The sequence below is a fragment of the Oceanisphaera sp. IT1-181 genome (assembly GCF_033807535.1).
Taxonomy (GTDB): Bacteria; Pseudomonadota; Gammaproteobacteria; order Enterobacterales; family Aeromonadaceae; genus Oceanimonas.
The window spans coordinates 3108791-3132137 of record NZ_CP136856.1 but is presented as its reverse complement, the minus strand read 5'-3'; the positions used below and the strand labels follow the sequence as shown (position 1 = coordinate 3132137).

Here is a 23347-nt window from a genome sequence, read left to right as displayed (position 1 = left end):
TTATGGCAAAACAGACTCGAACTCAGAACAAATCCAAAAAGAAGCCGGTGAGAAAAAACCGCTTTTGGTGGGGCCTGCTGCTTAAATTAACACTGGTGTTTGCAGTGATAATGGGCATTTTTGGTATTTACCTCGATAGCCAAGTCAGAGAGCGCTTCGATGGCCAAAAGTGGGCGTTGCCCGCCTTGGTCTATAGCCGTCCCTTGGAGCTCTTCCCAGGCCAAAAGCTCTCTCATGCCCAGATGTTGCGTGAGTTACAGTTGTTAAACTATCGCAAGGTCGCCAGCCCCAGTCGTCCGGGTGAATACTCGGCCAACAACAGCAGTATCGAAATTCATCGCCGCTCGTTTAATTTCTCCGATGGGCCTGAAGATGCCCGCCAAATTGGACTGACCTTCTCGGGCCAGCGCCTACAAGCGATAAAAAACCCCACCAATGGTCGTGAGCTGGGTTACGCGCGCATGGATCCCGTATTGCTGGACCGCTTAAACGTAGAAAAGCGTGAAGACCGTTTATTGGTCCGCTTAGACCAAGTGCCTGAGCTATTAAAAACCGCCTTGATTACCGTGGAAGACAGAGACTTTTACAGTCACGACGGCGTATCGCCGATGGCGATACTGCGAGCCTTGGTGGTGAACGTGAAAGCCGGCCGTACGGTACAAGGCGGCAGTACCCTGACTCAGCAGTTGGCCAAAAACTTATTTTTAACCCAAGACCGCAGTTTATGGCGCAAGGTTCAAGAAGCCTATATGGCGCTGATCATCGACTTTCGTTATGACAAAGACGAGATCTTAGAAGCCTATTTAAACGAAGTGTATCTGGGGCAAAACGGTGGCCAAGGCGTATATGGCTTTGGTTTAGCCAGTTATTTCTACTTTGGTTTGCCGCTTAATGAGCTTAATGCCGACCAAATTGCCCTGATGGTGGCGCTGGTGAAAGGCCCGTCTTATTACGATCCTTGGCGCAATACCGAGCGCGCTCGCGAGCGTCGTGATCTGGTGTTACGTTTATTAGCCAATGACGGTCATATCAGCCGTGCCATCTATGAGCAAGCCAGTGAGACACCACTGCAGCTGATTGAGCGCGGACGCATGGGCTATGGCCGCACGCCTGCCTTTATGGGCATGCTGCGCCAAGAGTTACAAGAGCGCTTTGGCAGTGATTTCTTACGCCAAAACGGTCTGAAAATTTTCAGTAGTTTGGATCCTATTGCCCAGCACAGTGCCGAGCAAGCAATCATCGAGCAAGTAAAGCAGCTAAGAACTAACACCAAAAAGCCGGACTTAGAAGCGGCCATGGTGGTGACCAACTGGCGTAAAGGAGAGGTGAGTGCCGTGGTGGGCGGTGCCGATCCAAGCTTTGCCGGCTTTAACCGTGCGCTGTCTGCTCGCCGGGCTATTGGCTCGTTAATTAAGCCGCCTGTCTATGCTGAGGCGCTGGCCAATGGCTTTACCTTAGGCAGCGCCATTAAAGATCAGCCCATTAGTTTGCGCAGTGAAGGTGGCCAAGTCTGGAAGCCTAATAACTATGACCGTCAGTTTCGCGGTCAGGTGATGCTAGTGGATGCTCTGGCTAAATCGTTGAACGTACCGACTGTCAATTTAGGCATGGCAGTGGGGCTAGATAATGTGATTAAAGGCCTGCAGCGTATGGGCGTACGCCAACCTATTCCTGCGTATCCTTCTTTGATGTTAGGCACGCTGGAGTTGACGCCGCTGGAAGTGAATCAGCTGTATTTAACGCTGGCGAACCAAGGCTTGTATCAGCCGCTCACCTCGATTCGTGCCATTCAAGACGATAAAGGTGAAATCTTGTATCAGCACACGGCCAAGGCCACGCAAGTAATGGAGCCAGAGGCGGGTTATTTAGCCCTCTATGCCATGACACGGGTGGTCGGCGGTGGTACGGCGGCGCACTTAGCCGCGCGCTTTCCTAATCGGGTAATGGCAGGTAAAACCGGTACTACCAACGACTTGCGTGATGCTTGGTATGCGGGCTTAGATAACGAAGAGCTGGCCAGTGTGTGGGTGGGCTTGGATAATAACGCCAGCACCGGCTTAACCGGCTCCAGTGGTGCGCTACGAGTGTATAGCCGCTATTTAGACAGCCGTGGCGTCGACTCACTGGAGCTTAAGGCCCCACCGGGAATCGAGCAGGCTAACTTTGCCTACAGCGATGGCATGCCCGCAGATCCACGTTGTGAGCAAACGCGTTTGCTACCGGCCAAGTCTGCAAGTTTGCCACCGGTTCGCGGTTGTCAGCCAGCTGCGCCGACCTACGACCTGCCCAAAACCGGTGAGCAAGTCGGCGATTGGTTAAAGGACATCTTCAACTTCGCACGCTGATTTGGTTATGAGGAGTGAAGTGTGAGGCGTGAGATGTAAAGCGTGAAGAGGACGAGAATAAAGCGCCGAGCACTAAGCATCAAAAACTAAGCGAAACCTAAACAGGCACCTGATCAAAATCAGCTGCCTGTTTTTTTATGTCAATCTTAGCCCCTCACTCCTCACGCTTTACCCCTCACATTCTGCTGCGTCGTATATGCTCAAAGGTATCTAATCGGAGGGCGTGTCATGTTTTCTTTCCATCACTTGACCATTAGTGTCCGTAGTTTGGCGGTGTCTGAAACCTTTTATAAAGGCTTAGGCTTTGAGCCCGTGTATCGCTGGCAGGATGAAGCTCAACAGCTACAAATTTGTCATTTACAGTTAGGACAAGCCTTATTGGAGTTGTATTGCTTTAAGCCCGACGAGGAGATGGAGGCACTAACAGTTTTTCCGCCTTGGGCCAGTGGGTTTCGACTGGGGTTACGGCATTTTGCGTTGCAAGTGAGCGATGTAGATGAGGCCTTGAGTGCCTTGCACGGTGCAGGATTATTAGCAGATAAACCGTCTGTGGTGCACGGGCAAAGTTGTGGCCGCTACGTGTTTATTATGGATCCGGACGGGAACAGCGTTGAACTATTAGAAGGGCCGCTGGTAAATATTCAGCAGCCCGAGCAGAGCCGTTAGCCTGTGTTTAGTTAGCTTACGGTGCTTTAACTTATTAAGCCTGCATAGTAGCGAAGGCGTTATCTGCCGCAGTCAGAGTGTGGGCAATTTCTTTCTCGCCGTGCGCCAATGACATAAAGCCCGCTTCAAAGGCAGAAGGGGCCAAGTATACGCCTTGATCTAACATCAAGTGGAAGAAGCGTTTGAACGCCTCGCTATCACACTGCATCACTTGCTCATAACAGGTGATATTTTTTTCAGTGGTGAAGAAAAAGCCAAACATGGCACCCACTTGCGTAGTGGTAAAAGGAATGCCGTGTTTATCGGCCGCCGCTTGCAGGCCATCAACCAAGGCTTTAGTGCTGGCTTCTAGTTTCTCGTGTAAGCCAGGTGCGCTAAGGGCATTTAAGGTGGCTAAACCTGCCGCCATGGCGATGGGGTTACCGGACAAGGTACCGGCTTGGTACACGGGGCCGGTCGGGGCTAAATGGTCCATCACCTCGCGACGGCCACCAAAGGCACCTACTGGCATGCCGCCACCGATGATTTTACCGAGCGTGGTTAAGTCCGGGGTCACGCCATAGCGCTGCTGCGCGCCGCCTAAGGCAACCCGGAAACCACACATCACTTCATCAAAAATCAACAAGGCACCGTATTGGTCGCAAATATCGCGCAAGCCTTGTAGGAAGCCGTCCGCAGGAGGAATGCAGTTCATATTGCCAGCAATCGGTTCCACGATAATACAGGCGATGTCATTTGGTGCTGCGGCAAAGGCTGCTTTAACTGAGTCTAAATCGTTAAAGGTCGCGGTGAGGGTGTGCTTAGCAAAGTCTGCCGGTACGCCCGGTGAGTTAGGCTGGCCTAAGGTGAGGGCGCCGGAGCCGGCTTTAACCAGTAGGCAGTCTGCATGGCCGTGATAACAGCCTTCAAATTTTAAAATCTTATCGCGATGAGTAAAGCCGCGGGCCAAACGTATGGCGCTCATGGTGGCTTCGGTGCCGGAGTTCACCATGCGGGTCAGCTCCATAGAGGGCACTAACTCTTTTACTTTTTCCGCCATGGTTACTTCACTGGCGGTGGGTGCGCCAAAGCTTAAGCCCCGCTCTGCGGCTTCAATCACCGCCTCGCGTACTACTGCGGCGTTATGGCCCAAAATCATCGGGCCCCAAGAGCCAATGTAATCCACATAGGACTGGCCGTCCGCATCAAAAATATAGGCACCATCGGCGCGTTCAATAAAGCGCGGTGTGCCGCCTACGCCGTTAAAGGCACGAACCGGAGAGTTAACGCCGCCCGGAATAACGAGGCGGGCCTTGGCAAATAAATCGTCAGACTTGGACATGTAAGCATCCTTTGAATTGGGGCTGTGGCAGCAGGCGCTGCCAATGTGGCCTGACTATATCAAAATATCAAAAAGGGTGCCTCGCTTGTCATGCCTGTGGCGGGCACCGCTTAAATTAAGGCTTAACCAAAGCCTTGCTGGCGCCAAGGGCTGCGCTTTGGCACAATTCGGCCTTACCCATTGGAGATGATGATGACTGCACCTTTGGATCGTCGTTTTATACTGTGTTTACTGGTTTGTGTGGTGTTGGCGTTACTGCTGGGCTTTGGCGCACTGCGCTATCAGGAGCAACAGCAGTTATTGAGCCAGCAGCAGACTCAAGCCGAGCGTAATCGACAAGAGCTGCTGGCGCTGCGCGTAGACTTACAAACGCTACTGAGTGCCGAAAGCAGCCAGTTGGCACAACTGGATCTGCAGGCGCGCCAACTGGCTGAGCAAGCACAACAGTTGGCCTTATACCGACAAGTGCTGGCCAGCGACAATGGCGCCGAGTTGCTGTTAACCCATGAAGATATTACGCCACTCGCTGAAACGGGCTTATTTGCCTACCGACTGGTACTGTTACAGCCCACCCAAACCAATAAGCGCATTACCGGCCAAGCACGATTGAAAGTGCGAGCCCTGCAAGCGGGCGTGTCTGTGCTGTTCAGTGACGATACCTTAGGCGTGGCACCGGTCACGCTCGATTTTCGCCACTTTCAGGTGTTAACCGGTCAGCTGAAGCTGCCCGAAGACAGTCAGGCACAAACGTTAGAATTACAGTTAGACTTAGACGGTAAAGCACCCCGCACCCTGAGCCTTAATTGGCCAAAGCCGGAGAATACTTGATCTGTTTAGTCGGGTATTAGATAATTTCGGTCGATAATTTAATCTAAGAGGTAGTGATGAGCGAAGCAATCCCCTTGCCAATCCAGATGAGTGATGCGGCAGCCACCAAAATCCAAGCTTTGATCACGGAAGAAGAAAATCCTGATTTGCGTCTGCGGGTATACATTACCGGCGGCGGTTGCTCGGGCTTTGAATATGGTTTTACCTTTGATGAAAAAACCAATGATGGCGATACGGTGATCGAGAAAAACGGCGTGATCATGGTGGTCGACAGCATGAGCCTGCAGTACCTCATTGGTGGCACCGTTGACTATATTGACGGCCTAGCCGGCTCGCGCTTTTTAGTGACTAACCCTAATGCCACCAGCACGTGTGGCTGTGGCTCGTCATTTAGCGTGTAACTGCCACTGAGCCGTGATGCCGCTTACCCCTAATGAGAGGTTTTAATGTCCGTACTTGATTGGTTTAAAGGTGATGCACCTGAGTCAAACTTAGCTGCGCCTGCGGTCGACAGCGTCGAGCGGTTGGCATTATATGAAAAAGATTGGTGCCCATATTGTGAGCGTGTAAAAAGCGTAACTCAGGAATTAGGCCTTAATATCCAACATTGTGATATTAACGAGCCTGAGCACTTACAAGCGTTAATGCATGGTGGCGGCCAGCGCATGGTGCCTTGCCTGCGCATTGAATCTGAGCCCGGTCAGTTTTTTTGGTTGTATGAATCCGCAGATATTATTGCCTATCTGCGCTTGCACGCCGCCGTACTTAAATGAGCGAGTTTTGCTTACATCCGCAATTAGTGGCGGACAGTTTACTTTTGGGTGAACTGCCGTTGTGCTTGGTGTTGCTGGCGAACGATCGCCAGTATCCGTGGCTAATATTGGTGCCAAAACAAGCAAAGCTACGTGAAATTCATCACTTAAGCGAGTCAGATCAACAACAGCTAATGCGTGAGTCTTGTGCTGTTGCTCAGCTGTTAGAAATAGAGCTGGGAGCGGAGAAAATTAATGTGGCCGCCTTGGGTAATATGGTGCCGCAGTTGCATGTGCATCATGTGGCGCGCTTTAGCAGCGATGCCGCGTGGCCGGCGCCCATTTGGGGCAAGCATCCTGCACTGGCCTATGACAAGCCGCATACGCAAGTGAGCCTATGGCAAACCCGCTTAAGCAGTCTTGAGGGCTTCATTGCTGCCTGAGGTGTAGCTAGGGGTAAATGGTGAGGCGCAATAGACAAAACGAGTAAGTTTGACATTATGCTTTCACGCCTCACGCCTCACGCCTCACGCCTCACGCCTTATGTCCTTTAGCGATTATTACTGGCCAACATAATATCGCTCACCTTAGTCAGCTGTGCCATCAAGCGATTGGCTTGGGGTTTAAATACCGCGAGCTCTTTTGGTGATAAAAACGCTGCCTGAGGCAAGTCCACGCTTTTTGGATCCTTGTGTACGCCGTTGACCAAGAATTCATAATGCAAATGCGGACCCGTCACTCGGCCGGTGGCGCCCACAGTGCCAATTTGTTGCTCCTGTTTTACCTTTTCGCCCCTATTCACCATACGCTTGTGCAAGTGTAAATACTTGGTGATGTAAGTGCTGTCGTGGCGGATCACCACGTAGTTGCCGTTAAAGGGGCTAAAGCCTGACTCCACAACTACGCCACCGCCTGCTGCTACCACTGGGGTACCGGTGCGCGCCGCGTAGTCAATGCCACGGTGGGCCTTAATTTGCCCGGTGACCGGGTGTAAGCGACGGGGATTAAAATTAGAGCTAATGTGCGAGAAGTTCACCGGTGCACGCAAGAAGCTCTTACGCATATAGCGGCCTTCGGGCGAGTAATAATTGCCGTCGGTATGGCGGATCGCTTGGTAAACTTTGCCTTGATTGGTAAAGGCGGCGGCTAAAATATTGCCGGTGCCCACCAAGATGCCGTCTTTAAAATGCTGCTCATAAAGCACGGTAAAGCTGTCGTTGGCGCGAATATCGAGGGCAAAATCCACGTCCCAGGCAAACATACCGGCCAAGGCCATAATTTGGTTGGGCGTGAGGCCTGCACTGGCGGCGGCGTTCCAAAAGTTAGAGTTGACGCTGGCTTGAGCAAACTCAGTGCGCAGCTCCAGCTCAGTACTATCAATTTGTGACTGTAAGCCGTGTGGCGTTTGGCTAATCAGTAAGGTGCGGCTGTTATCCAGCGGATAGTGCAGACCGCTAAAGGCGTCATCTTCATCAAAAGTGAAAGTGAGCAAGTTACCGGGATAAATCTTTTTCAGCTCATCGGCGCTGCCGCCAAGCTGATTAATGTCATGCAGCAAGCTGGAAGAAAGGCCGGTACGCGCAAAAATAGCGGATAAGGTGTCGCCACTGCGCACTTTTACCGAGCGCTCGCGGGTCACCGGGTGAGCATCAGCAGCAGCTGCTGACTCTGCTATGTTGATGGCCAAGGCTAACGGCTGGCGCTCACCGAGCATGTCGCCGCCCAGCTCAGGTTCGGGCTGGATACGGCTGGCAACGACAGACTCTGAAGGCGCGAAAGAGAGCAGTCCGATCATTACACTCAATACAGAAATCGCCACCTTGTGGGGGCGAGGAAATCGCTGGAAGCATTCAATCATGAGAGGCCTAAGGCACAAGCGAAAATATGGGAAAGATTTTACAGGCTTTCCAATTTATCTGCCATTCCAGTAATATGCTCGCCTTATTTTGTTTGGTTTGTCTAAATAGCCGTTTCGAGCGGCGAGCATCTTATTTGATCATTTCAGAACAGCTATTTAGGTGCACAGCACAGGAGTATAGTCGTCATGTCCGAGCTAGAAACGGCACTGGCTGAAATTAAGCGCGGTGTAGAAGAAATTTTGGTAGAAGAAGAGCTGGTCGCTAAGTTAAAACTGGGCCGGCCGTTACGCGTTAAATTGGGCATGGATCCTACCGCTCCCGATATTCATTTAGGTCACACCGTGATCCTCAATAAACTGCGTCAATTTCAAGACTTAGGTCATGATGTGTTATTGCTGATTGGTGACTTTACCGCCCAAGTGGGCGATCCCAGCGGTAAGAACAGCACTCGCCCGCCGCTCACGGCAGAGCAAGTAGCGCACAACGCCAAAACCTATGCGGAACAAGCCTTTAAGGTGTTGGACGCAGATAAAACCCAAATTGTGTATAACTCCAGCTGGTTAGGCGAGCTGGGCGCCACAGGCATGATAAAGTTGGCCTCTAAGCTAACCGTGGCACGCATGTTAGAGCGCGACGACTTTAAAAAACGCTACGCCGGTGGGCAGTCGATTGCCATTCATGAGTTTATGTACCCCTTGTTGCAAGGCTACGACTCAGTAGCGCTAAAAGCTGATATTGAGCTGGGCGGTACCGACCAAAAGTTCAATCTCTTGATGGGCCGAGAGCTGCAAAAAGACGCTGGCCAACCGGCACAAGTGGTGATCACCATGCCGTTGCTGGAAGGCCTAGACGGCGTGAAGAAAATGTCTAAGTCGGCCAATAACTACATTGGCGTAGATGAAGCCGCCGGTGAGATGTTCGGTAAAATCATGTCGCTGTCTGATGAGATCATGTGGCGCTACTTTGAGTTATTGTCACGTTTGAGCTTGGATGAGATTGCTGGCCTAAAGCTGCAAGTGGCCGAGGGGACTAACCCGCGCGACATTAAAATCCTGCTGGCTAAAGAAATTATCAGTCGTTATCACGATGCTGCCGCCGCCGAACAAGCGCACCAAGACTTCGTGAATCGCTTTCAGAAAAATGCTATTCCCGACGACCTGCCAGAAGTGACCTTAGCCGCAAACGCCGAGGGTGTGGCCATCGCCAATCTGCTAAAAGACGCAGGTCTTGTGGCTTCTACCTCAGAAGCCTTGCGCATGATCAAGCAGGGCGCGGTGAAGGTAGATGGCGATAAGCTGGAAGACGGTAAGCTGTTAGTACAAGCGGGCACCGCCGTATACCAAGTGGGCAAGCGCAAATTTGCCAAGGTGACGCTGGCTTGAGTGAAGAGCTTGCGTCATACGTAGTACGTTTTACGCCGTAAGAAAAATACCACATTAGCCGTAGTCCAGTGCTTTAGCTGCTGGTTTTGCGAAGCAGGATAATTTTAAGTATTTTACTAACAATAAAAAAGGCCTCCAACATGGAGGCCTTTTTGTGTTTGCTCGTAAGACGTAAAGCGTATGGCGTACCGCTGTGTCTTACGTTAGCGATTCAATGAAAACGCCGGTAACGATAAATGCCAGCGAATGGCGGCGACGCGCAAGATAAAGGTGCCAGACATGCCCAATAAGGTAGCTAATAGCGGCGTTATGCCCAGTGCTAAAGATCCGGTATAAAGCACGCCGCCCAAGATACAGGCAGTGGCGTAGATTTCACGCTGCAACACCATGGGTACTTCCCGAGCCAATACGTCGCGGATCATGCCGCCAGCTACGCCGGTGATCACCCCCATGACGACTGCCACCATGCCGGAAGTGCCGTAACTCAGCGCTTTGTCGGTGCCAATAATGGTAAAAATGGCCAAACCAAAGGCGTCGGCCAGCGGCAAAATATACCAAGGCAAGCGCCGCGGTAGTTTGGCTATGTATTGGCCCAATAACGCTGTGACTAAGATCACCCACAAGTACAGAGAATCTGCTGTCCAAAATACGTTATCGGCACCGATAATAAGGTCGCGAATGGTACCGCCACCGATGGCGGTCACGGCGGCCAGTACGATCACGCCAAAGCCGTCCATGCGCAGGCGTCCGGCGACCAGCACTCCAGAAAACGCGAACACAGCCGTGCCAAACAGATCACTCCAGTAGAATACCGACTCAACCAAGGGCTGCATTCGTGATTACCTTATTTTAAAAAAGAGTTAAAAAACGAGCGCCATTGTATAGAGGTGCTTAACTGAACTCAATTAGGAAGCGCGGGCTTGGCGCACTTCATCTAACTGTTCGCAAAGTTGGTGAATACCTTGGGTAGAGCGGGGCGTAAAGCGATGTAATAAATTGGCATCTACGGTCAGTAGCTGCTGATTGGCCACGGCTTGCAGCGCCGGCCATTGTTGCCAGTGGCTGAGCTCAGCGTTATCGGCGGCCACAATTACGTCCGGATTTTGTGCTAACACTTGCTCGGCGTTTACCTGTGGATAGGGCGCAAGGCTATCGGCCATGATATTGACGCCACCACATAAGGTGACCGCTTGGCTCATCCAAGTACTGCCATTAGCTGACATCAGCGGCACTTCTGCAATTTGATAAAATACGGTAAGCGGCGTGCGATCTTGATATTCAAGCCGCAACTTGGCCAGCTCTTGTTCGTAGTCGCTGACCACTGCAGCAGCTTGGGCTTGATGACCGGTTAACTCACCTAATTGGTTAAGCTCTGTGCTCAAGTCATCAAAGGTGGCGGGTGCGGAAAAAAATACCTTTATGCCTAACTGCACCAGCGGCTGCACCACTTGGCTTTGGGCCGAGCCCCAAGCCACAATTAAGTCTGGCGATAACGCCAAAATGCGCTCCGTATTTAAGGAGCGATAGTTGGCGACTTTGGGCAAGGCTTTAGCTGCCTCGGGATAATCGCTGGCATCATCTAAGGCGATCACTTGCTCACCGGCCCCTATGGCAAACAATAGCTCGGTAATATGCGGCGCCAAGCTAATAATGCGCTGTGCGGGCTTGGTTTCGGGTTCAGTTACCCGCTCTGCTGCGTAAGCCTGAGCCACACTCAGCAGGGGTGCCACTAACAGTGCAACCAATCCGCTTGTGGTTTTAAGGTGAGCCTTGAGCTTAACGTGAGCAGTCATGATCGGATTAACCATTCAATAAGGGAATTAACCATTCAATAAAGGGATTAACCATTTAATAAAGGAATTAACAAGAAGGCCCAAGCCAGTGACAGCCAAAATAATAAGCTCATCACCAAGCGCCATAAAATGGCGCGGGTAGCGGCTTCATTAATGTATTGCTGGCTGCCTAATTTAGGGTAGTAATCGGTGGCGTCCGTATAACGTCGCGGCCCGCCTAACCCCACATTTACGCTACCGGCCACCACAGCTAATAACCGGCCACTGGCGGCAAACGCCCATAATCGACCTTGAGGCCAAGCCTTAATGGCGCGTATTGAGCCTGGATAAATCAGTAAACTAAGCGCCAAGGCTTGAAACGGCAGCCAAGCCAACGTGCGATAAGCCAGCGAAGGCAACCAACCAAAGGCGCGCCACTCCACCAGCTTACAAGACCAAGCTTGCACCGCGTAGCGCAACAAACCAAATAGCAGCGCGGCGTAAATACCGGCCACTAAATACCAGACCAATAACGCAAAATCGGCGGCAAGGCGCAGTATGGCCACCTCGGCCACCGTTTTATACAAACCCAAGGGCGATAAAGGATCAGTTTGGCGCAAGCACAAAGGAGACAGCGCCAAGCGAACCAAAGGCCTGCTATCTGTGCTATTACGCATGCAAGTGGGCAATGCCCGGCTTAGCCGCCCCAGATCTAAACAGCACCACAGCAATAACGGCTCGAGTAAATGCGGCCAAGGGGATAATACCGCCAGCGCCCAATAAGTGGCCGCTAGCGGCAGCAGCAAACACACTAAGGCGGCGGCCCCAGCTTGTTTAAGGTAGCGCGGGCTATAACGCTTGCCATTTAAGCGCTGACCCAGCAACTGCAGACCAAGGGTTATCAGCTGCTGTACCCGAGTAGCGGGCAGCACTAGGCTGAGCACTACGCTCAAGGTGAGCAAGATAACGGGCTGCTCAAGCAGCGACAGGGTCAACATCTATTAGCTTGCTAAGCGGGCGAGCATGGCTTGCACCATCAGTGATGAATGCTCAGCGGCTACTTCCAAAAATGCCTCAAACGACTCGGCTTGCTCCTTACCGGCGATATCAGACAGCGCCCGCACCACGACAAAAGGCACGCCAAATTGATGGCAAACTTGGGCAATGGCCGCGGCTTCCATATCACAGGCTTTCATCAGCGGGAACTGGGTAGTGGCGGTGTGCAGCTGGTCTTCGCGGTGCATAAACTGATCACCGGTACAGATTAATCCGACGGCCGAATTAATGTCATTTTGGTCGGCCAGACAGACTTCTGCCAACGCGATCAGCGAGCTATCTGCGATAAAAGCGGCGGGCTGTTGCGCCATTTGGCCCATCTCGTAACCGAAGGCGGTTACGTCTACGTCGTGAAAACGCACTTCACTGGACACAATCACATCACCCACTTTAAGGGTGGGATCAAAGCCGCCCGCGGATCCGGTATTAATCACGGCCTTTGGCGAAAAACGCTCCAGTAATAAAGTGGTCGCGACACTGGCGGCCACTTTGCCAATGCCCGAGCGCGTAATCACTACGTCTTGGCCCGCAAGGGTGCCTTGATAGAATTCGCAGCCCGCCACGGTAATGGTGTGGGTGTTTTCTAATTTGGCACGAAGTACGGCAACTTCCTGCTCCATGGCGCCAATAATGCCGATAGTCATAAGGGTTCTCTCGCAACGAAAATAATGGGGGAGTTTATCACTATCTAAGCCGTGCGGCGTAACTGCGACATAAAAAGGCCGCTAGATAATCACCGTCAGTTACAGGAGAGACCAAGACTTAAAGAATATTTCTGCCACGGAATACACGGGAAAACACGGACATAGAGCAAGAATAAAGGGAAATTTATATTTTTACCTTATTACGTATGACCCTCAGCCATGATGTGCGCTGTTTTGGTTTGTTCTTTGTAGCTGCCCCGTCTCTTTAATAAAGAGGACTTCGGCAGGCCAGCTCTGCTGGCTGTTACTGAGGTTTAAATTTAAACCAAAACACCAAACCGGGCCGAAGTCCTCTTCGCCGAAGAGACGGGCCCCTACAAGGTCAAAATACCAAACTGAGCCTCATGTTTTTACCGAATAGGCGGGCACATCTCTGTAACCTATTGAATTTATTGGTGCTGAATTCACTGAAACATGGCTGAACTTTGTGGGTAATCAGGTACCAATAAAATCTCTTGGTACTTTTCGTTCTTATCCCCGGCTTAATTTTTCCGTGTATTCCGTGGCCAATAAGTCTTTAATCGTAAACTTGCTATAAAAAAGGCCGCTCGATGAGCGGCCTATCATTGTAGGGAAGTGAGCTTATACCTCCAGATAGTCCATGATGCCTTCGGCGGCTTTACGGCCTTCGGCGATGGCGGTCACCACCAGATCCGAACCCCGTACAGCGTCGCCGCCGGCGAAGATCTTGGCATTGCTGGTCTGAAAGGCAAACTCGGCCTGCTCGGGGGCGACAATGCGGCCCGCTTGATCAGTCTTGATGTCAAACTCCTGCAACCAAGGTTGATCGTGGGGCTGAAAACCGAACGCCATGATCACCACATCGGCGGGCAGCACCTGCTCGGAACCCGCGATGGCTTCTGGGCGACGACGACCATTAGCATCGGGCTCGCCCAGCTGGGTAGATACCACCTCTACGCCGCTAACCTTGCCGTTGGCATCAACCTGCACGCCAGTGGGTTGCAGGTTGAACATGAAGTTCACCCCTTCTTCCCGGGCGTTTTGTACCTCGCGGCGCGAGCCCGGCATATTGGCTTCGTCGCGACGATAGGCACAAGCCACATCAATGGCACCTTGGCGAATAGAGGTACGTACACAGTCCATGGCGGTATCACCACCGCCCAGTACCACTACCTTCTTGCCGGCCATGTCGATGTAATCAGAGGTTTGTTTTTCGAAACCCAGCACTCGATTGGCGTTGGAGATCAAAAACGGCAGCGCATCATAAACACCCTCGGCATCTTCGTTGGTCAAACCGCCGCGCAGATACTTGTAGGTGCCCACCGCCAGAAATACCGCATCGTAATCGTCGAGCAGAGACTGAAAACTGATGTCTTTGCCCACTTCGGTATTGAGGCGAAATTCAAAGCCCATATCGGTAAAGATTTCGCGGCGATTGCTCATCACCGTCTTTTCCAGTTTGAAAGAGGGGATGCCGAAGGTCAGCAAGCCGCCGATTTCCGGATAACGGTCAAATACCACCGGGGTGACGCCATTACGCACTAACACGTCGGCACAGGCCAAGCCTGCTGGCCCCGCACCTATCACTGCCACCTTGCGATCGGTTTTTATTACCTTCGACATATCAGGGCGCCAGCCCAGCTCGAAGGCCTTGTCGGTAATGTATTTTTCGATATTACCGATAGTCACGGCACCAAATTCGTCGTTAAGTGTACAAGCGCCTTCACATAATCGGTCTTGCGGGCACACTCGGCCGCACACCTCGGGCAAACTGTTGGTTTGGTGACACAAGTCTGCCGCCTCAAAGATGCGACCCTCGTTGGCCAGCTTTAGCCAGTTGGGAATATAATTGTGTACCGGACACTTCCACTCGCAATAAGGGTTACCGCAGTCTAGGCAGCGGTCCGCCTGCATCTCGACCTGATTCTCGGAAAAGGGTTCGTAGATTTCCACAAACTCGATTTTACGGGTGCTGATCGGCTTCTTGGCCGGATCAACCCGTTGCACATCGATAAACTGAAATACGTTCTGACTCATCACACTCTTCCTTTACTGTGCATGGACCCGCAGCTCTGCGCTGGAACGGCTTTGATGACCCAACAAAGAAGTCACATCACTGGATTTGGGTTTCACCAACTTGAACTTGGGCAAGTACTGGCCGAAATTAGCCAGAATTTGCTGTGCTCTTTGACTGCCGGTTTCTTGCAGATGCTGAGTAATGATGCCGCGCAGGTGTTCCTGATGGATCATCAAGTCATCCAGCTCCAGCAATTCCACCAGCTCAAAGTTGGTTTTCAGCTCGAAGTCGTTCGCTTCATCCAGCACATAGGCAAAACCGCCGGTCATGCCGGCAGCAAAGTTAACGCCGGTGGAGCCTAGCACTGTCACTATGCCGCTGGTCATGTATTCGCAACCGTTGTCGCCCACGCCTTCTACCACGGCTATGGTGCCGGAGTTACGCACCGCGAATCGTTCACCGGCACGGCCCGCCACGTACAGATGGCCACCGGTGGCGCCATAGAGGCAAGTGTTACCCACCAAAGTGGCCTCATGGGAGGCGAATGCCACGCCCACATGAGACTTGATCACCAGTTTGCCGCCGGTCATGCCCTTGCCGACGTAATCGTTGGCATCACCGGTGAGGATCATATCTAGACCACCGGCGTTCCAGACCCCAAAACTCTGGCCGGCGGTACCATCCAGATGGATACGAATCGGATCCGCCGCCATGCCTTGGTTACCGTGACGCTGGGCGATTTCGCCAGATAGGCGTGCGCCCACCGAGCGGTCGGTATTACGAATGGAGTAATAGAAGTCGCCACCGCTGCTGGTTTCCACCGCACTCAGGGTGTCTTGAGTGATCTTCAGGTTAAGCTCGCCCTTGTCGACATTGGGGTTAGCTTCCTGACAGAACACACCCAAGCCAGACTTGGGTTGGGGTTTGGCAATGATGTCAGACAAGTCCAGTTTCTGCTGTTTGGCGGTTAGGCCCGGCAGTATTTCCAGTAGATCGGTGCGGCCAATCAAATCCGTCAACTGAGACACGCCCAGTTGTGCCATTAACTCGCGGGTTTCTTCGGCAATGAACTTGAAGTAGTTCTCTACCATTTCGGGCAGACCAAGGAAGTGGTCGCGGCGCAGCTTTTCATCCTGAGTGGCCACGCCGGTGGCGCAGTTATTCAGATGACAAATACGCAGATATTTGCAACCCAGGGCGACCATGGGGCCGGTACCAAAGCCGAAGCTCTCGGCACCCAAAATTGCCGCCTTAACGATATCCAGACCGGTTTTCAGGCCGCCGTCTACCTGCAGTCGTATCTTGTGGCGCAGGCCGTTGGCCACCAGCGCCTGCTGGGTTTCGGCCAGCCCCAGCTCCCAAGGGGAGCCGGCATACTTAACCGAAGACAGCGGACTGGCGCCAGTGCCGCCATCGTAACCAGAGATGGTGATCAAATCCGCATAGGCCTTGGCCACACCGGTGGCGATGGTGCCGACACCGGGTTCGGAGACCAGCTTGACCGAGACCAAACAACGGGGATTAATCTGCTTGATATCGAAGATCAGCTGGGCCAAATCCTCGATGGAATAAATATCGTGGTGTGGCGGCGGTGAAATCAGCGTCACGCCGGGCACCGCGTAGCGCAGCTTGGCAATTTCGGCGGTTACCTTGTGGCCGGGCAGCTGGCCGCCTTCGCCGGGCTTGGCACCCTGAGCTATTTTGATCTGAATCACTTCGGCGTTCATCAAGTAGTGAGGCGTGACCCCAAAACGACCGGAAGCCACCTGTTTTATCTTGGAGTTCTTCAAGGTATTAAAGCGTCGTGCGTCTTCACCGCCTTCACCGGAGTTACTCTTGCCGCCAAGACGGTTCATGGCGATGGCCAATGACTCATGAGCCTCTGGGCCCAAGGCGCCGATGGACATAGCCGCACTGTCAAAACGGGGGAACAGCTCACTGGCTGGCTCTACTTGCTCCAGCGGTATGCCTGAGCCATTTACTTTAAGCGCGAGCAAGTCGCGCAGCGTGGCCACTGGGCGCTCATTCACCAGCTTGGCGTATACCTGATAGTCAGCATAGCTGCCGGATCGCACCGCGGTGTGCAGGGTGGTGACTACATCTGGGTTATAGCTGTGGTACTCGCCATCGTGTACATACTTGAGCAGCCCACCCTGATTAAGGGGTTTGCGAGCAATCCAGGCCACTCGGCTCAGGTTGAATAAATCCTGTTGAAAGTCCTCGAAAGATGCGCCTTGCACGCGGCTGGTCACCCCTTTAAAGCACAGCTCAATCACTTCCTGATGCAGGCCAATGGCTTCGAACAGTTGGGAGTAACGGTAAGAGGCGATAGTGCTGATGCCCATCTTGGACATGACTTTGTACAGGCCCTTATTAATGGCGTTGCGAAAATTAAGCAGCGCCTCGCGCAGCGGCATCTTGAGCACGCCGTCTTCCACCATGCGCGCCAGCGTTTCATAAGCTAAATAGGGATAGATGGCGGTGACACCAAACCCAAGCAACACCGCAAACTGATGGGGATCTCGGGTACTGGCGGTTTCTACTATGATGTTGGAGTCACAACGCAGGTTGTGTTCGACCAGCGTGCGCTGCACGGCACCGGCGGCCATGGCAGCAGGTATCGGCAAGGTGTCTTTAGTGATATTACGGTCGCTCAGCACCAGCAATACGCTACCGGTTTCAGCGGCGGCCTTAGCGTTGTTACACAGGCGGGTAATGGCGGCTTGCAGGCCTTCTGCGGGATCAAAATTCAGATCCAGCACTGTGTGCTTATGGTGGGTTTGATCCAAACTCATTAGCTGATGAAAATCGGAATACAGCAAAATGGGTGATTCAAACTGCACTCTATGAGCGTGACCATGAGTTTCGTTAAAGACGTTTTGCTCGCGACCGATCAAGGTAGTCAGCGACATCACGTGATTTTCCCGCAACGAGTCGATGGGCGGGTTAGTCACCTGAGCAAACATTTGACGAAAGTAGTCATAAAGAGAGCGTGGCTTGCTAGACAACACCGCCATGGGGGTGTCATCACCCATGGAGCCGACCGCTTCTTGACCATTTTCACCCATCACTCGGATCACCTGCTCTAGCTCTTCCATCGAGTAGCCGAACAGCTTTTGATAAGTGCGCAGGGTATCGACGTTCAGTTGGCTCTGGCCGGCCAGATTGTCGGGTAAATCCTCGAAGCGGGTGAGGCAATGTTTGTGCTTGGCCATCCACTCTTGATAAGGGTGGCGACACTTAAGGTCGTCATCAATCTCGAAGCTGGTCCAGATCTTGCCTTGAGCGGTATCGACCACGAATAGCTCGCCCGGGCCCACGCGGCCTTTTTCGATTACCTCGTCTGGGGTGTAGTCCCAGATGCCAATTTCCGAGGCCAGAGTAATAAAACCGTCTTTAGTGCGCACAAAACGCGCCGGGCGCAGGCCGTTGCGATCCAGAGCGCAGGCGGCGAAGCGACCGTCAGACATCACTATGCCGGCGGGGCCGTCCCAAGGCTCCATATGCATGGAGTTAAAATCGTAGAAGGCGCGCAAGTCTTGATCCATGGCGGTATTTTTTTGCCAAGCGGGTGGGATCAGCATGCGCATGGCACGGAACAAGTCCATGCCACCGGCCAAGAACAGCTCTAACATATTGTCCAGGCTGGAGGAGTCGGATCCGTCGGTATTAACGAAAGGTGCCGCTTCTTTGAGGTCTGGCAGTAATGGCGAGCCAAATTTGTAGGCACGCGCCTGAGCCCAGCGGCGGTTGCCGCCTATGGTATTGATTTCGCCGTTATGAGCAAGAAAGCGGAACGGCTGGGCCAGCGGCCAGCGCGGCTGGGTATTAGTGGAGAAGCGCTGGTGAAACACACAAATTGCCGACTGCAGGCGAATATCTGCAAGGTCTAAATAGAAGCGGGGCAAGTCGGCGGGCATGCACAGGCCCTTGTAGGTCATCACCAGATTAGACAGGCTGACCACATAGAAGTACTCGTCACTAATGCGCTTTTCAATACGCCGACGCATGATATACAGGCGACGTTCAATGTCTTTTTCTACCCAGCCGGTGGGCGCGTTAATAAATACCTGCTCGATACGGGGTAAGGATGCCATGGCGATCTCGCCCAGCACCTGAGTGTTAATCGGCACTGCTCGCCAGCCCACTAGGCTTAAGGTTTCTTTTTCTAGCTCTTCATTAACGATGCGCCGGCATTGCTCGGCCAGCACTGGGTCTGGATTAAGAAACATCATGCCCACTGCATATTTACGACCCAGCTGCCAGTTTTTGTCTTTGGCGACGGCGCGAAAGAAACTATCGGGCTTTTGCATTAACAGGCCGCAACCGTCGCCGGTTTTACCATCGGCGGCAATACCGCCTCTATGCTGCATGCGATCGAGCGCCGAAATGGCAAGCCGAACCAGCTTATGGCTGGCCTCACCCTCTATATGAGCGATCAGGCCAAAACCACAGTTATCCTTTTCAAGCGTGGGGTCATAAAGAGACATTCCATTCCTCCATTGCAGCGGCCACTATGACGAGTGCACCATTACACTTAATCACTATGCGGATGAAGCAGCATGGCTTTTTAGCAGCTAGCTTACAAAATATAGCGGTTTTTATAGTCGAAAAATACCAATTTGATGCGTTATCGCTTATTAAACGGCCAATAGCAGGCCTTATATTCAAAACGATTGGCTCCATTGCGGGAGGTCACTATACCGAGATTATTTAGCGCCTTGAGGGGGATCAACGGCATGACAGTGTAGGGTTAAGTCGGTATCCTACTTTTATATCAATGCTGACGGAAACATAAATGAAACCCATAAAAACTTGGGCCCAGTATTACGTAGATTTGATGACCAAACTGGGCATAGTGCGTTTTAGCATGCTGCTGGCCACCTGCATTATCTTTCTGGCTATTTTTATCCAAGTGGGCGTCACGCTATTTTTACGCGGCAACGTGGAGTCGGTGGACTTAGTGCGCTCGATATTCTTTGGCTTATTAGTCACCCCTTGGGCCGTGTATTTTTTATCTGTGGTGGTGGATCAGCTGGAAGACTCGCGCCAGCGCTTGAGTAGGCTGGTGCAGCGACTGCAACAGATGCGTGAGCGTGACTTGGAGCTGAACAATGAGCTGCAAGAAAAAATCGAACTGCTGAATTGCCAAATAGAAGAAACCCACAAGGCAGAAACCGGCCGCGATCAGGCCATCGAAGATTTAGAAGCGGAAGTCTATCAACGCGAAAAGGCACAAATGGAGTCTCAAGAGCGCATGGCTTTATTGCGCTCCTTTATCGATACCTCGCCAGATTTGGTGTATTACCGCAACGAGCGAGAAGAGTTTTCCGGTTGTAACCGCGCCATGGAAAACTTACTCGGTAAGCAAGAAAAAGAGCTCATTGGTTTAACGCCCTATGATGTTTATCCGGCGGATGTGGCCGAAAAAGTGATCGAAACCGATAAAGAAGTGTTTGCCCGCAACGAAAGTCAAACTTATGAACAGTGGCTGCAATATCCCGATAGCCGCCGCGCTTGCTTTGAGTTGCGCAAGGTGCCGTTTTTTGATCGCAACGGTCAGCGCCTCGGTTTATTGGGCTTTGGTCGGGATATTACCGAGCGCAAGCGCTATCAAGAAGAGTTAGAAAAAGCCAGCCGTGATAAAACCACTTTTATCTCCACCATTAGCCACGAGTTGCGCACGCCCTTAAATGGCATTGTGGGCTTAAGCCGTATTTTGCTGGCCACCAAGTTAGACAAAGCACAGCACCAGCATATGAAAACCATTCACTTTAGCGCCGTTACCTTGGGTAATATTTTTAACGATATTATAGATTTGGATAAAATTGATCGCAGCCGTTTAGAGCTGGCGCCCGAGCCCATGGACTTCCCTGGCTTTCTCGACGATTTAGAAAGCTTGGCCCGCTTGCAGGCCGAGCAAAAAGGCCTGTATTTACACTTTGACCGCGACGGTGATATTCCCGACTGGATCATGGCCGATGGTACGCGCCTGCGCCAAGTGTTGTGGAATCTGGTCGGCAATGCGGTGAAGTTTACCGATGAGGGCGGCGTGACTATTCGTTGCATGGCCGATGAGCTAATGGTGGGCGAAATTACCCTGCGCTTCGATATTGAAGACACCGGTATCGGTATTCCGCTAGCGCTGCAGGAGGAAATATTTGCCCTCTACTTTCAGGTGGAAGGTGATAAATACGCCACCGGTACCGGCATTGGCTTGGCGGTGTCCAAGCAGTTGGTGGAAGCCATGCGCGGCACCATTGAACTCGACAGCGAACCCAACGAAGGCTCCTGCTTTAGCATCACCATCAAGGTGCCCAGAACCTCGGCGCCAGTGGACGATCCGGTAGTGGCGCATCTGCCTTGTTTGTCAGTGTTGTTAGTAGAAGATGTGGAGCTAAACGTCACCGTGGCTTGTGCGTTGTTAGAGAAGCTGGGCCATCAAGTGACGGTGGCGCGAGACGGTAAACAAGCCTTTGACTGCTTGGCAGAGCAGTCTTTTGACTTGGTGTTTTTAGATATTCAGCTGCCAGACATGACTGGCTTTGATATCGCCGCGCGCCTGCGTAAAGAAGCTCAAGAGCAAGGCCACAGCTTGCCACCTTTAGTGGCGCTCACCGCCAATGTGATCAGCGATAAACAAGAATATTTGGCCAAAGGCATGGACGATGCCATTAGCAAACCCTTGTCGTCTAAGGCCATTAAAGGCGTGCTGTCACGATTTTTTGCCCATAAGCCCAGAGTCAGCAATCGCGACCGTTTACTGGCCTCAACGCCGACGCCGCCCACGATAGACCCTCCCAAGATAGCCCTACCTACGACAATCGCGCCGCCTGCAGTGCCTGCAATTAATAATGATGAAAGCATTATTTTGGACAGCGTGTTTCTTAACGATTATGTAGACACTGTGGGTGCGCGTATTTTGTTGTCGAGCGTTGATATGCTTGACGACATGTCTAGCGATTATCTGCGTAAACTCAATGAGTTTGTGGCCGCGAAAGCGCAAGACCAAATCGTGGACGAGGCCCACAAGATTAAAGGGGCGGCGGGTTCAGTGGGCTTAAAGCGTATTCAGCAATTGGCTCAACTGATCCAAAGCCCGGAGCATCCGGATTGGTGGCAAGAAATGGCGGGCTGGAGCCAGCAGTTAAATCATGATTTACCCGGTGATTTGGCCGTGTTACGCCAGTGGCTAGAGAGCCGCGTATGAGTGATTATCAGGCCTTTATTTTAAGTAATCGCCAGCACAGTTTGCCAGGTGCTCTGTCTGAGACGACGCCAGGTACGAGACTTGAGGTAAAAAAAGAGTCGGCCTTAAGTGCGATAGAGGCAGATCGCAGTCGAATTGTGCAATGCTCTCCGGTACGCCGCTTACAGCAAAAAACGCAGGTGTTTCCGCTGGACGTGAAAGCCTCGGTGCGCAGCCGCTTAACGCACTCGTTGGAGGTGAAAGAAACCGGTCGCCAGCTGGCGTTACAGGTATTGGCTGATATGGACGAGGTGGTCGATAAACAAGCCTTTGTCAGCTTAGTGGAAATGGCATGTTTGCTGCACGATGTGGGCAACCCACCTTTTGGCCATTTTGGCGAAGTGGTGATGATCGACTGGTTGCGCACCCAATTGCCGAGCCTGTTTGCACAAGCGGTGGGCCAAGGCTCGCGGCAATGGCCGATGTTGCTGGCGGACTTACAGCAGTTTGAAGGCAATGCCCAGAGTTTGCGCTTATTGCACAGTTTACAGGGCTTAAATCTTACCCTAAGCCAGCTCGCGGCCTTGCAAAAATACGTGCGCGGCGCCTATCAGCGCCAAGGCCAAGCTCAAGATGGAAAAAAGCGCCCTTGGCAACAAAAGCCCGGCCACTACTTTAGTGAACGGCCGCTGGTACAAGAGATCAGAGCGCTGTTTCCCAGCACCACACGTGGGCGCTATCCGCTGGCGTTTTTAATGGAAGCCGCCGATGACATGGCCTACGGCGTGGCAGATTTAGAAGATGCAGTAGACAGAGGTGTGCTCAGCCTTGTGGAACTAGAGCTGGCCATTTCGCGTGACGGTAATGACTATCTGCAAGCGTGCTGGCGCCAAGCTAAAGCGGCCGAGCCGGGTTTTTTCAGTCGTTTTCGTCAAACGCTTAATGATGACTTACTGGTGTTAGTGAGCGAGCAATACTTAGTGCATCAAGCGGCGATTTTAGATGGCAGTCATGACCAGCCCTTGCTCGCGGTGGAGCAAGCTCCCGCTCAGGCTTTGCAGTGGCTCAAAGATTTTGCGCATCGACAAGTGTTTAACCATCGTGAAGTTGAGGCACTGGAGCTGGCGGGATTTTCCGCACTCAAAGGCATTTTAGGCGCATTTGCCCCGTTATTAGCCTTGCCTGAGTCTGAATTTACTAGCCTTGGGCGTCGGCAAGATGCGGAAGGTTTATTACTGCGCCGCTTATACCATCGGCTGCCTCCGCGCCATTTGGCGGCTTATCAGCGGGATAGCCAGCATGCGCTATTGTTTGAACAGGCTGCTGAGCGTGAATGGTACTTTAGGGTGCGCTTATTGCTGGATTTTGTCAGCGGCATGACAGACACCTATGTGCTGGAAGAATATCGACTGTTATGTGGTTTCCAAGACTAGCGCGGTGTTCAGGGTTAACCTTATTACCCAGCACTTAACCCATCCGGGCCATATTTATACGG

At 52.3% G+C, this 23347-nt stretch carries 17 protein-coding genes; 9 read left to right on the top strand and 8 right to left on the bottom strand.

Annotated features, from left to right (window positions below; translation table 11 throughout):
* Positions 1–2: 2 nt before the first annotated feature.
* Both mrcB and R0134_RS13855 read left to right on the top strand, forming a co-directional pair.
* Complete coding sequence (mrcB, locus tag R0134_RS13860) at positions 3–2345, top strand: penicillin-binding protein 1B (RefSeq protein ID WP_319782548.1); 2343 nt, start codon at positions 3–5, stop codon at positions 2343–2345.
* Positions 2346–2573: 228 nt separating this feature from the next.
* Complete coding sequence (locus R0134_RS13855) at positions 2574–3011, top strand: VOC family protein (protein WP_319782547.1); 438 nt, start codon at positions 2574–2576, stop codon at positions 3009–3011.
* Between the two features lie 34 nt (positions 3012–3045).
* On the opposite strand, the gene hemL is transcribed toward R0134_RS13855, so the two are convergent.
* Positions 3046–4332 carry a glutamate-1-semialdehyde 2,1-aminomutase gene (gene hemL / locus R0134_RS13850; RefSeq protein WP_319782546.1) on the bottom strand — a complete coding sequence of 429 codons (1287 nt, stop codon included), beginning with the start codon at positions 4330–4332 and terminating at the stop codon, positions 3046–3048.
* A 192-nt stretch (positions 4333–4524) separates the two neighbouring features.
* On the opposite strand from hemL, the gene R0134_RS13845 reads away from it, so the two are divergent.
* Genes R0134_RS13845 through R0134_RS13830 form a run of 4 tightly spaced genes read left to right on the top strand, consistent with a single transcriptional unit; the run spans position 4525 to position 6355 of the window.
* The gene (locus R0134_RS13845; protein ID WP_319782544.1) at positions 4525–5160 is read left to right on the top strand and encodes a DUF6776 family protein; all 636 of its coding nucleotides are present in this window, start codon (positions 4525–4527) and stop codon (positions 5158–5160) included.
* A gap of 56 nt (positions 5161–5216) precedes the next feature.
* Complete coding sequence (gene erpA, locus R0134_RS13840; RefSeq protein ID WP_087035368.1) at positions 5217–5561, top strand: iron-sulfur cluster insertion protein ErpA; 345 nt, start codon at positions 5217–5219, stop codon at positions 5559–5561.
* Between the two features lie 45 nt (positions 5562–5606).
* Positions 5607–5933 (top strand): glutaredoxin family protein, encoded by a 327-nt coding sequence (locus tag R0134_RS13835; RefSeq protein WP_319782543.1) that lies wholly within the window; start codon positions 5607–5609, stop codon positions 5931–5933.
* Entirely contained in the window at positions 5930–6355 is a 426-nt protein-coding gene (locus R0134_RS13830; RefSeq protein ID WP_319782541.1) for an HIT domain-containing protein, read from the top strand. Before R0134_RS13835 ends, R0134_RS13830 begins: the two co-directional genes overlap by 4 nt.
* Positions 6356–6462: 107 nt before the next feature.
* Here R0134_RS13830 and R0134_RS13825 read toward each other — a convergent pair whose 3' ends face one another.
* Entirely contained in the window at positions 6463–7770 is a 1308-nt protein-coding gene (locus tag R0134_RS13825) for a peptidoglycan DD-metalloendopeptidase family protein (RefSeq protein WP_319782540.1), read from the bottom strand.
* A gap of 186 nt (positions 7771–7956) precedes the next feature.
* Here R0134_RS13825 and tyrS point away from each other — a divergent pair, with 186 nt between their 5' ends.
* Entirely contained in the window at positions 7957–9153 is a 1197-nt protein-coding gene (tyrS, locus tag R0134_RS13820) for a tyrosine--tRNA ligase (RefSeq protein WP_319782539.1), read from the top strand.
* Between the two features lie 203 nt (positions 9154–9356).
* On the opposite strand, the gene R0134_RS13815 is transcribed toward tyrS, so the two are convergent.
* The 6 genes from R0134_RS13815 to gltB all read right to left on the bottom strand — a co-directional run bounded on the left by R0134_RS13815 (position 9357) and on the right by gltB (position 19153).
* Positions 9357–9986, bottom strand: a complete 630-nt coding sequence (locus tag R0134_RS13815) for a trimeric intracellular cation channel family protein (RefSeq protein ID WP_319782538.1) — start codon at positions 9984–9986, stop codon at positions 9357–9359.
* A gap of 72 nt (positions 9987–10058) precedes the next feature.
* Positions 10059–10946, bottom strand: coding sequence for a cobalamin-binding protein (locus R0134_RS13810; protein ID WP_319782537.1), 888 nt, complete (start codon positions 10944–10946; stop codon positions 10059–10061).
* A 47-nt stretch (positions 10947–10993) separates the two neighbouring features.
* Positions 10994–11923: a cobalamin biosynthesis protein gene (locus tag R0134_RS13805; RefSeq protein WP_319782536.1), complete on the bottom strand. Its 930-nt coding sequence runs from the start codon at positions 11921–11923 to the stop codon at positions 10994–10996.
* A gap of 3 nt (positions 11924–11926) precedes the next feature.
* Positions 11927–12625 carry a 5'-methylthioadenosine/S-adenosylhomocysteine nucleosidase gene (gene mtnN, locus R0134_RS13800; protein WP_319782535.1) on the bottom strand — a complete coding sequence of 233 codons (699 nt, stop codon included), beginning with the start codon at positions 12623–12625 and terminating at the stop codon, positions 11927–11929.
* A 642-nt stretch (positions 12626–13267) separates the two neighbouring features.
* Positions 13268–14683, bottom strand: coding sequence for an FAD-dependent oxidoreductase (locus tag R0134_RS13795; RefSeq protein WP_319782534.1), 1416 nt, complete (start codon positions 14681–14683; stop codon positions 13268–13270).
* A 12-nt stretch (positions 14684–14695) separates the two neighbouring features.
* Positions 14696–19153, bottom strand: coding sequence for a glutamate synthase large subunit (gene gltB / locus R0134_RS13790; RefSeq protein ID WP_319782533.1), 4458 nt, complete (start codon positions 19151–19153; stop codon positions 14696–14698).
* A 308-nt stretch (positions 19154–19461) separates the two neighbouring features.
* Between gltB and arcB the strand changes: the two genes are divergently transcribed.
* Positions 19462–21873: an aerobic respiration two-component sensor histidine kinase ArcB gene (gene arcB, locus R0134_RS13785; protein ID WP_319782532.1), complete on the top strand. Its 2412-nt coding sequence runs from the start codon at positions 19462–19464 to the stop codon at positions 21871–21873.
* The gene (dgt, locus tag R0134_RS13780; protein ID WP_319782530.1) at positions 21870–23285 is read left to right on the top strand and encodes a dGTPase; all 1416 of its coding nucleotides are present in this window, start codon (positions 21870–21872) and stop codon (positions 23283–23285) included. The genes arcB and dgt overlap by 4 nt, the downstream gene beginning before the upstream one ends.
* Positions 23286–23347 lie beyond the last annotated feature (62 nt).

Excerpts from the sequence above, each read along its gene's own strand:
- dgt (WP_319782530.1), top strand. The coding sequence starts at position 21,870 with ATGAGTGATTATCAGGCCTTTATTTTAAGTAATCGCCAGCACAGTTTG.
- arcB (WP_319782532.1), top strand. The coding sequence starts at position 19,462 with ATGAAACCCATAAAAACTTGGGCCCAGTATTACGTAGATTTGATGACC.
- R0134_RS13845 (WP_319782544.1), top strand. The coding sequence starts at position 4,525 with ATGACTGCACCTTTGGATCGTCGTTTTATACTGTGTTTACTGGTTTGT.
- erpA (WP_087035368.1), top strand. The coding sequence starts at position 5,217 with ATGAGCGAAGCAATCCCCTTGCCAATCCAGATGAGTGATGCGGCAGCC.
- R0134_RS13855 (WP_319782547.1), top strand. The coding sequence starts at position 2,574 with ATGTTTTCTTTCCATCACTTGACCATTAGTGTCCGTAGTTTGGCGGTG.
- R0134_RS13810 (WP_319782537.1), bottom strand. The coding sequence starts at position 10,946 with ATGACTGCTCACGTTAAGCTCAAGGCTCACCTTAAAACCACAAGCGGA.
- R0134_RS13815 (WP_319782538.1), bottom strand. The coding sequence starts at position 9,986 with ATGCAGCCCTTGGTTGAGTCGGTATTCTACTGGAGTGATCTGTTTGGC.
- R0134_RS13825 (WP_319782540.1), bottom strand. The coding sequence starts at position 7,770 with ATGATTGAATGCTTCCAGCGATTTCCTCGCCCCCACAAGGTGGCGATT.
- R0134_RS13830 (WP_319782541.1), top strand. The coding sequence starts at position 5,930 with ATGAGCGAGTTTTGCTTACATCCGCAATTAGTGGCGGACAGTTTACTT.
- R0134_RS13805 (WP_319782536.1), bottom strand. The coding sequence starts at position 11,923 with ATGTTGACCCTGTCGCTGCTTGAGCAGCCCGTTATCTTGCTCACCTTG.
- R0134_RS13795 (WP_319782534.1), bottom strand. The coding sequence starts at position 14,683 with ATGAGTCAGAACGTATTTCAGTTTATCGATGTGCAACGGGTTGATCCG.
- hemL (WP_319782546.1), bottom strand. The coding sequence starts at position 4,332 with ATGTCCAAGTCTGACGATTTATTTGCCAAGGCCCGCCTCGTTATTCCG.
- mrcB (WP_319782548.1), top strand. The coding sequence starts at position 3 with ATGGCAAAACAGACTCGAACTCAGAACAAATCCAAAAAGAAGCCGGTG.
- mtnN (WP_319782535.1), bottom strand. The coding sequence starts at position 12,625 with ATGACTATCGGCATTATTGGCGCCATGGAGCAGGAAGTTGCCGTACTT.
- tyrS (WP_319782539.1), top strand. The coding sequence starts at position 7,957 with ATGTCCGAGCTAGAAACGGCACTGGCTGAAATTAAGCGCGGTGTAGAA.
- gltB (WP_319782533.1), bottom strand. The coding sequence starts at position 19,153 with ATGTCTCTTTATGACCCCACGCTTGAAAAGGATAACTGTGGTTTTGGC.
- R0134_RS13835 (WP_319782543.1), top strand. The coding sequence starts at position 5,607 with ATGTCCGTACTTGATTGGTTTAAAGGTGATGCACCTGAGTCAAACTTA.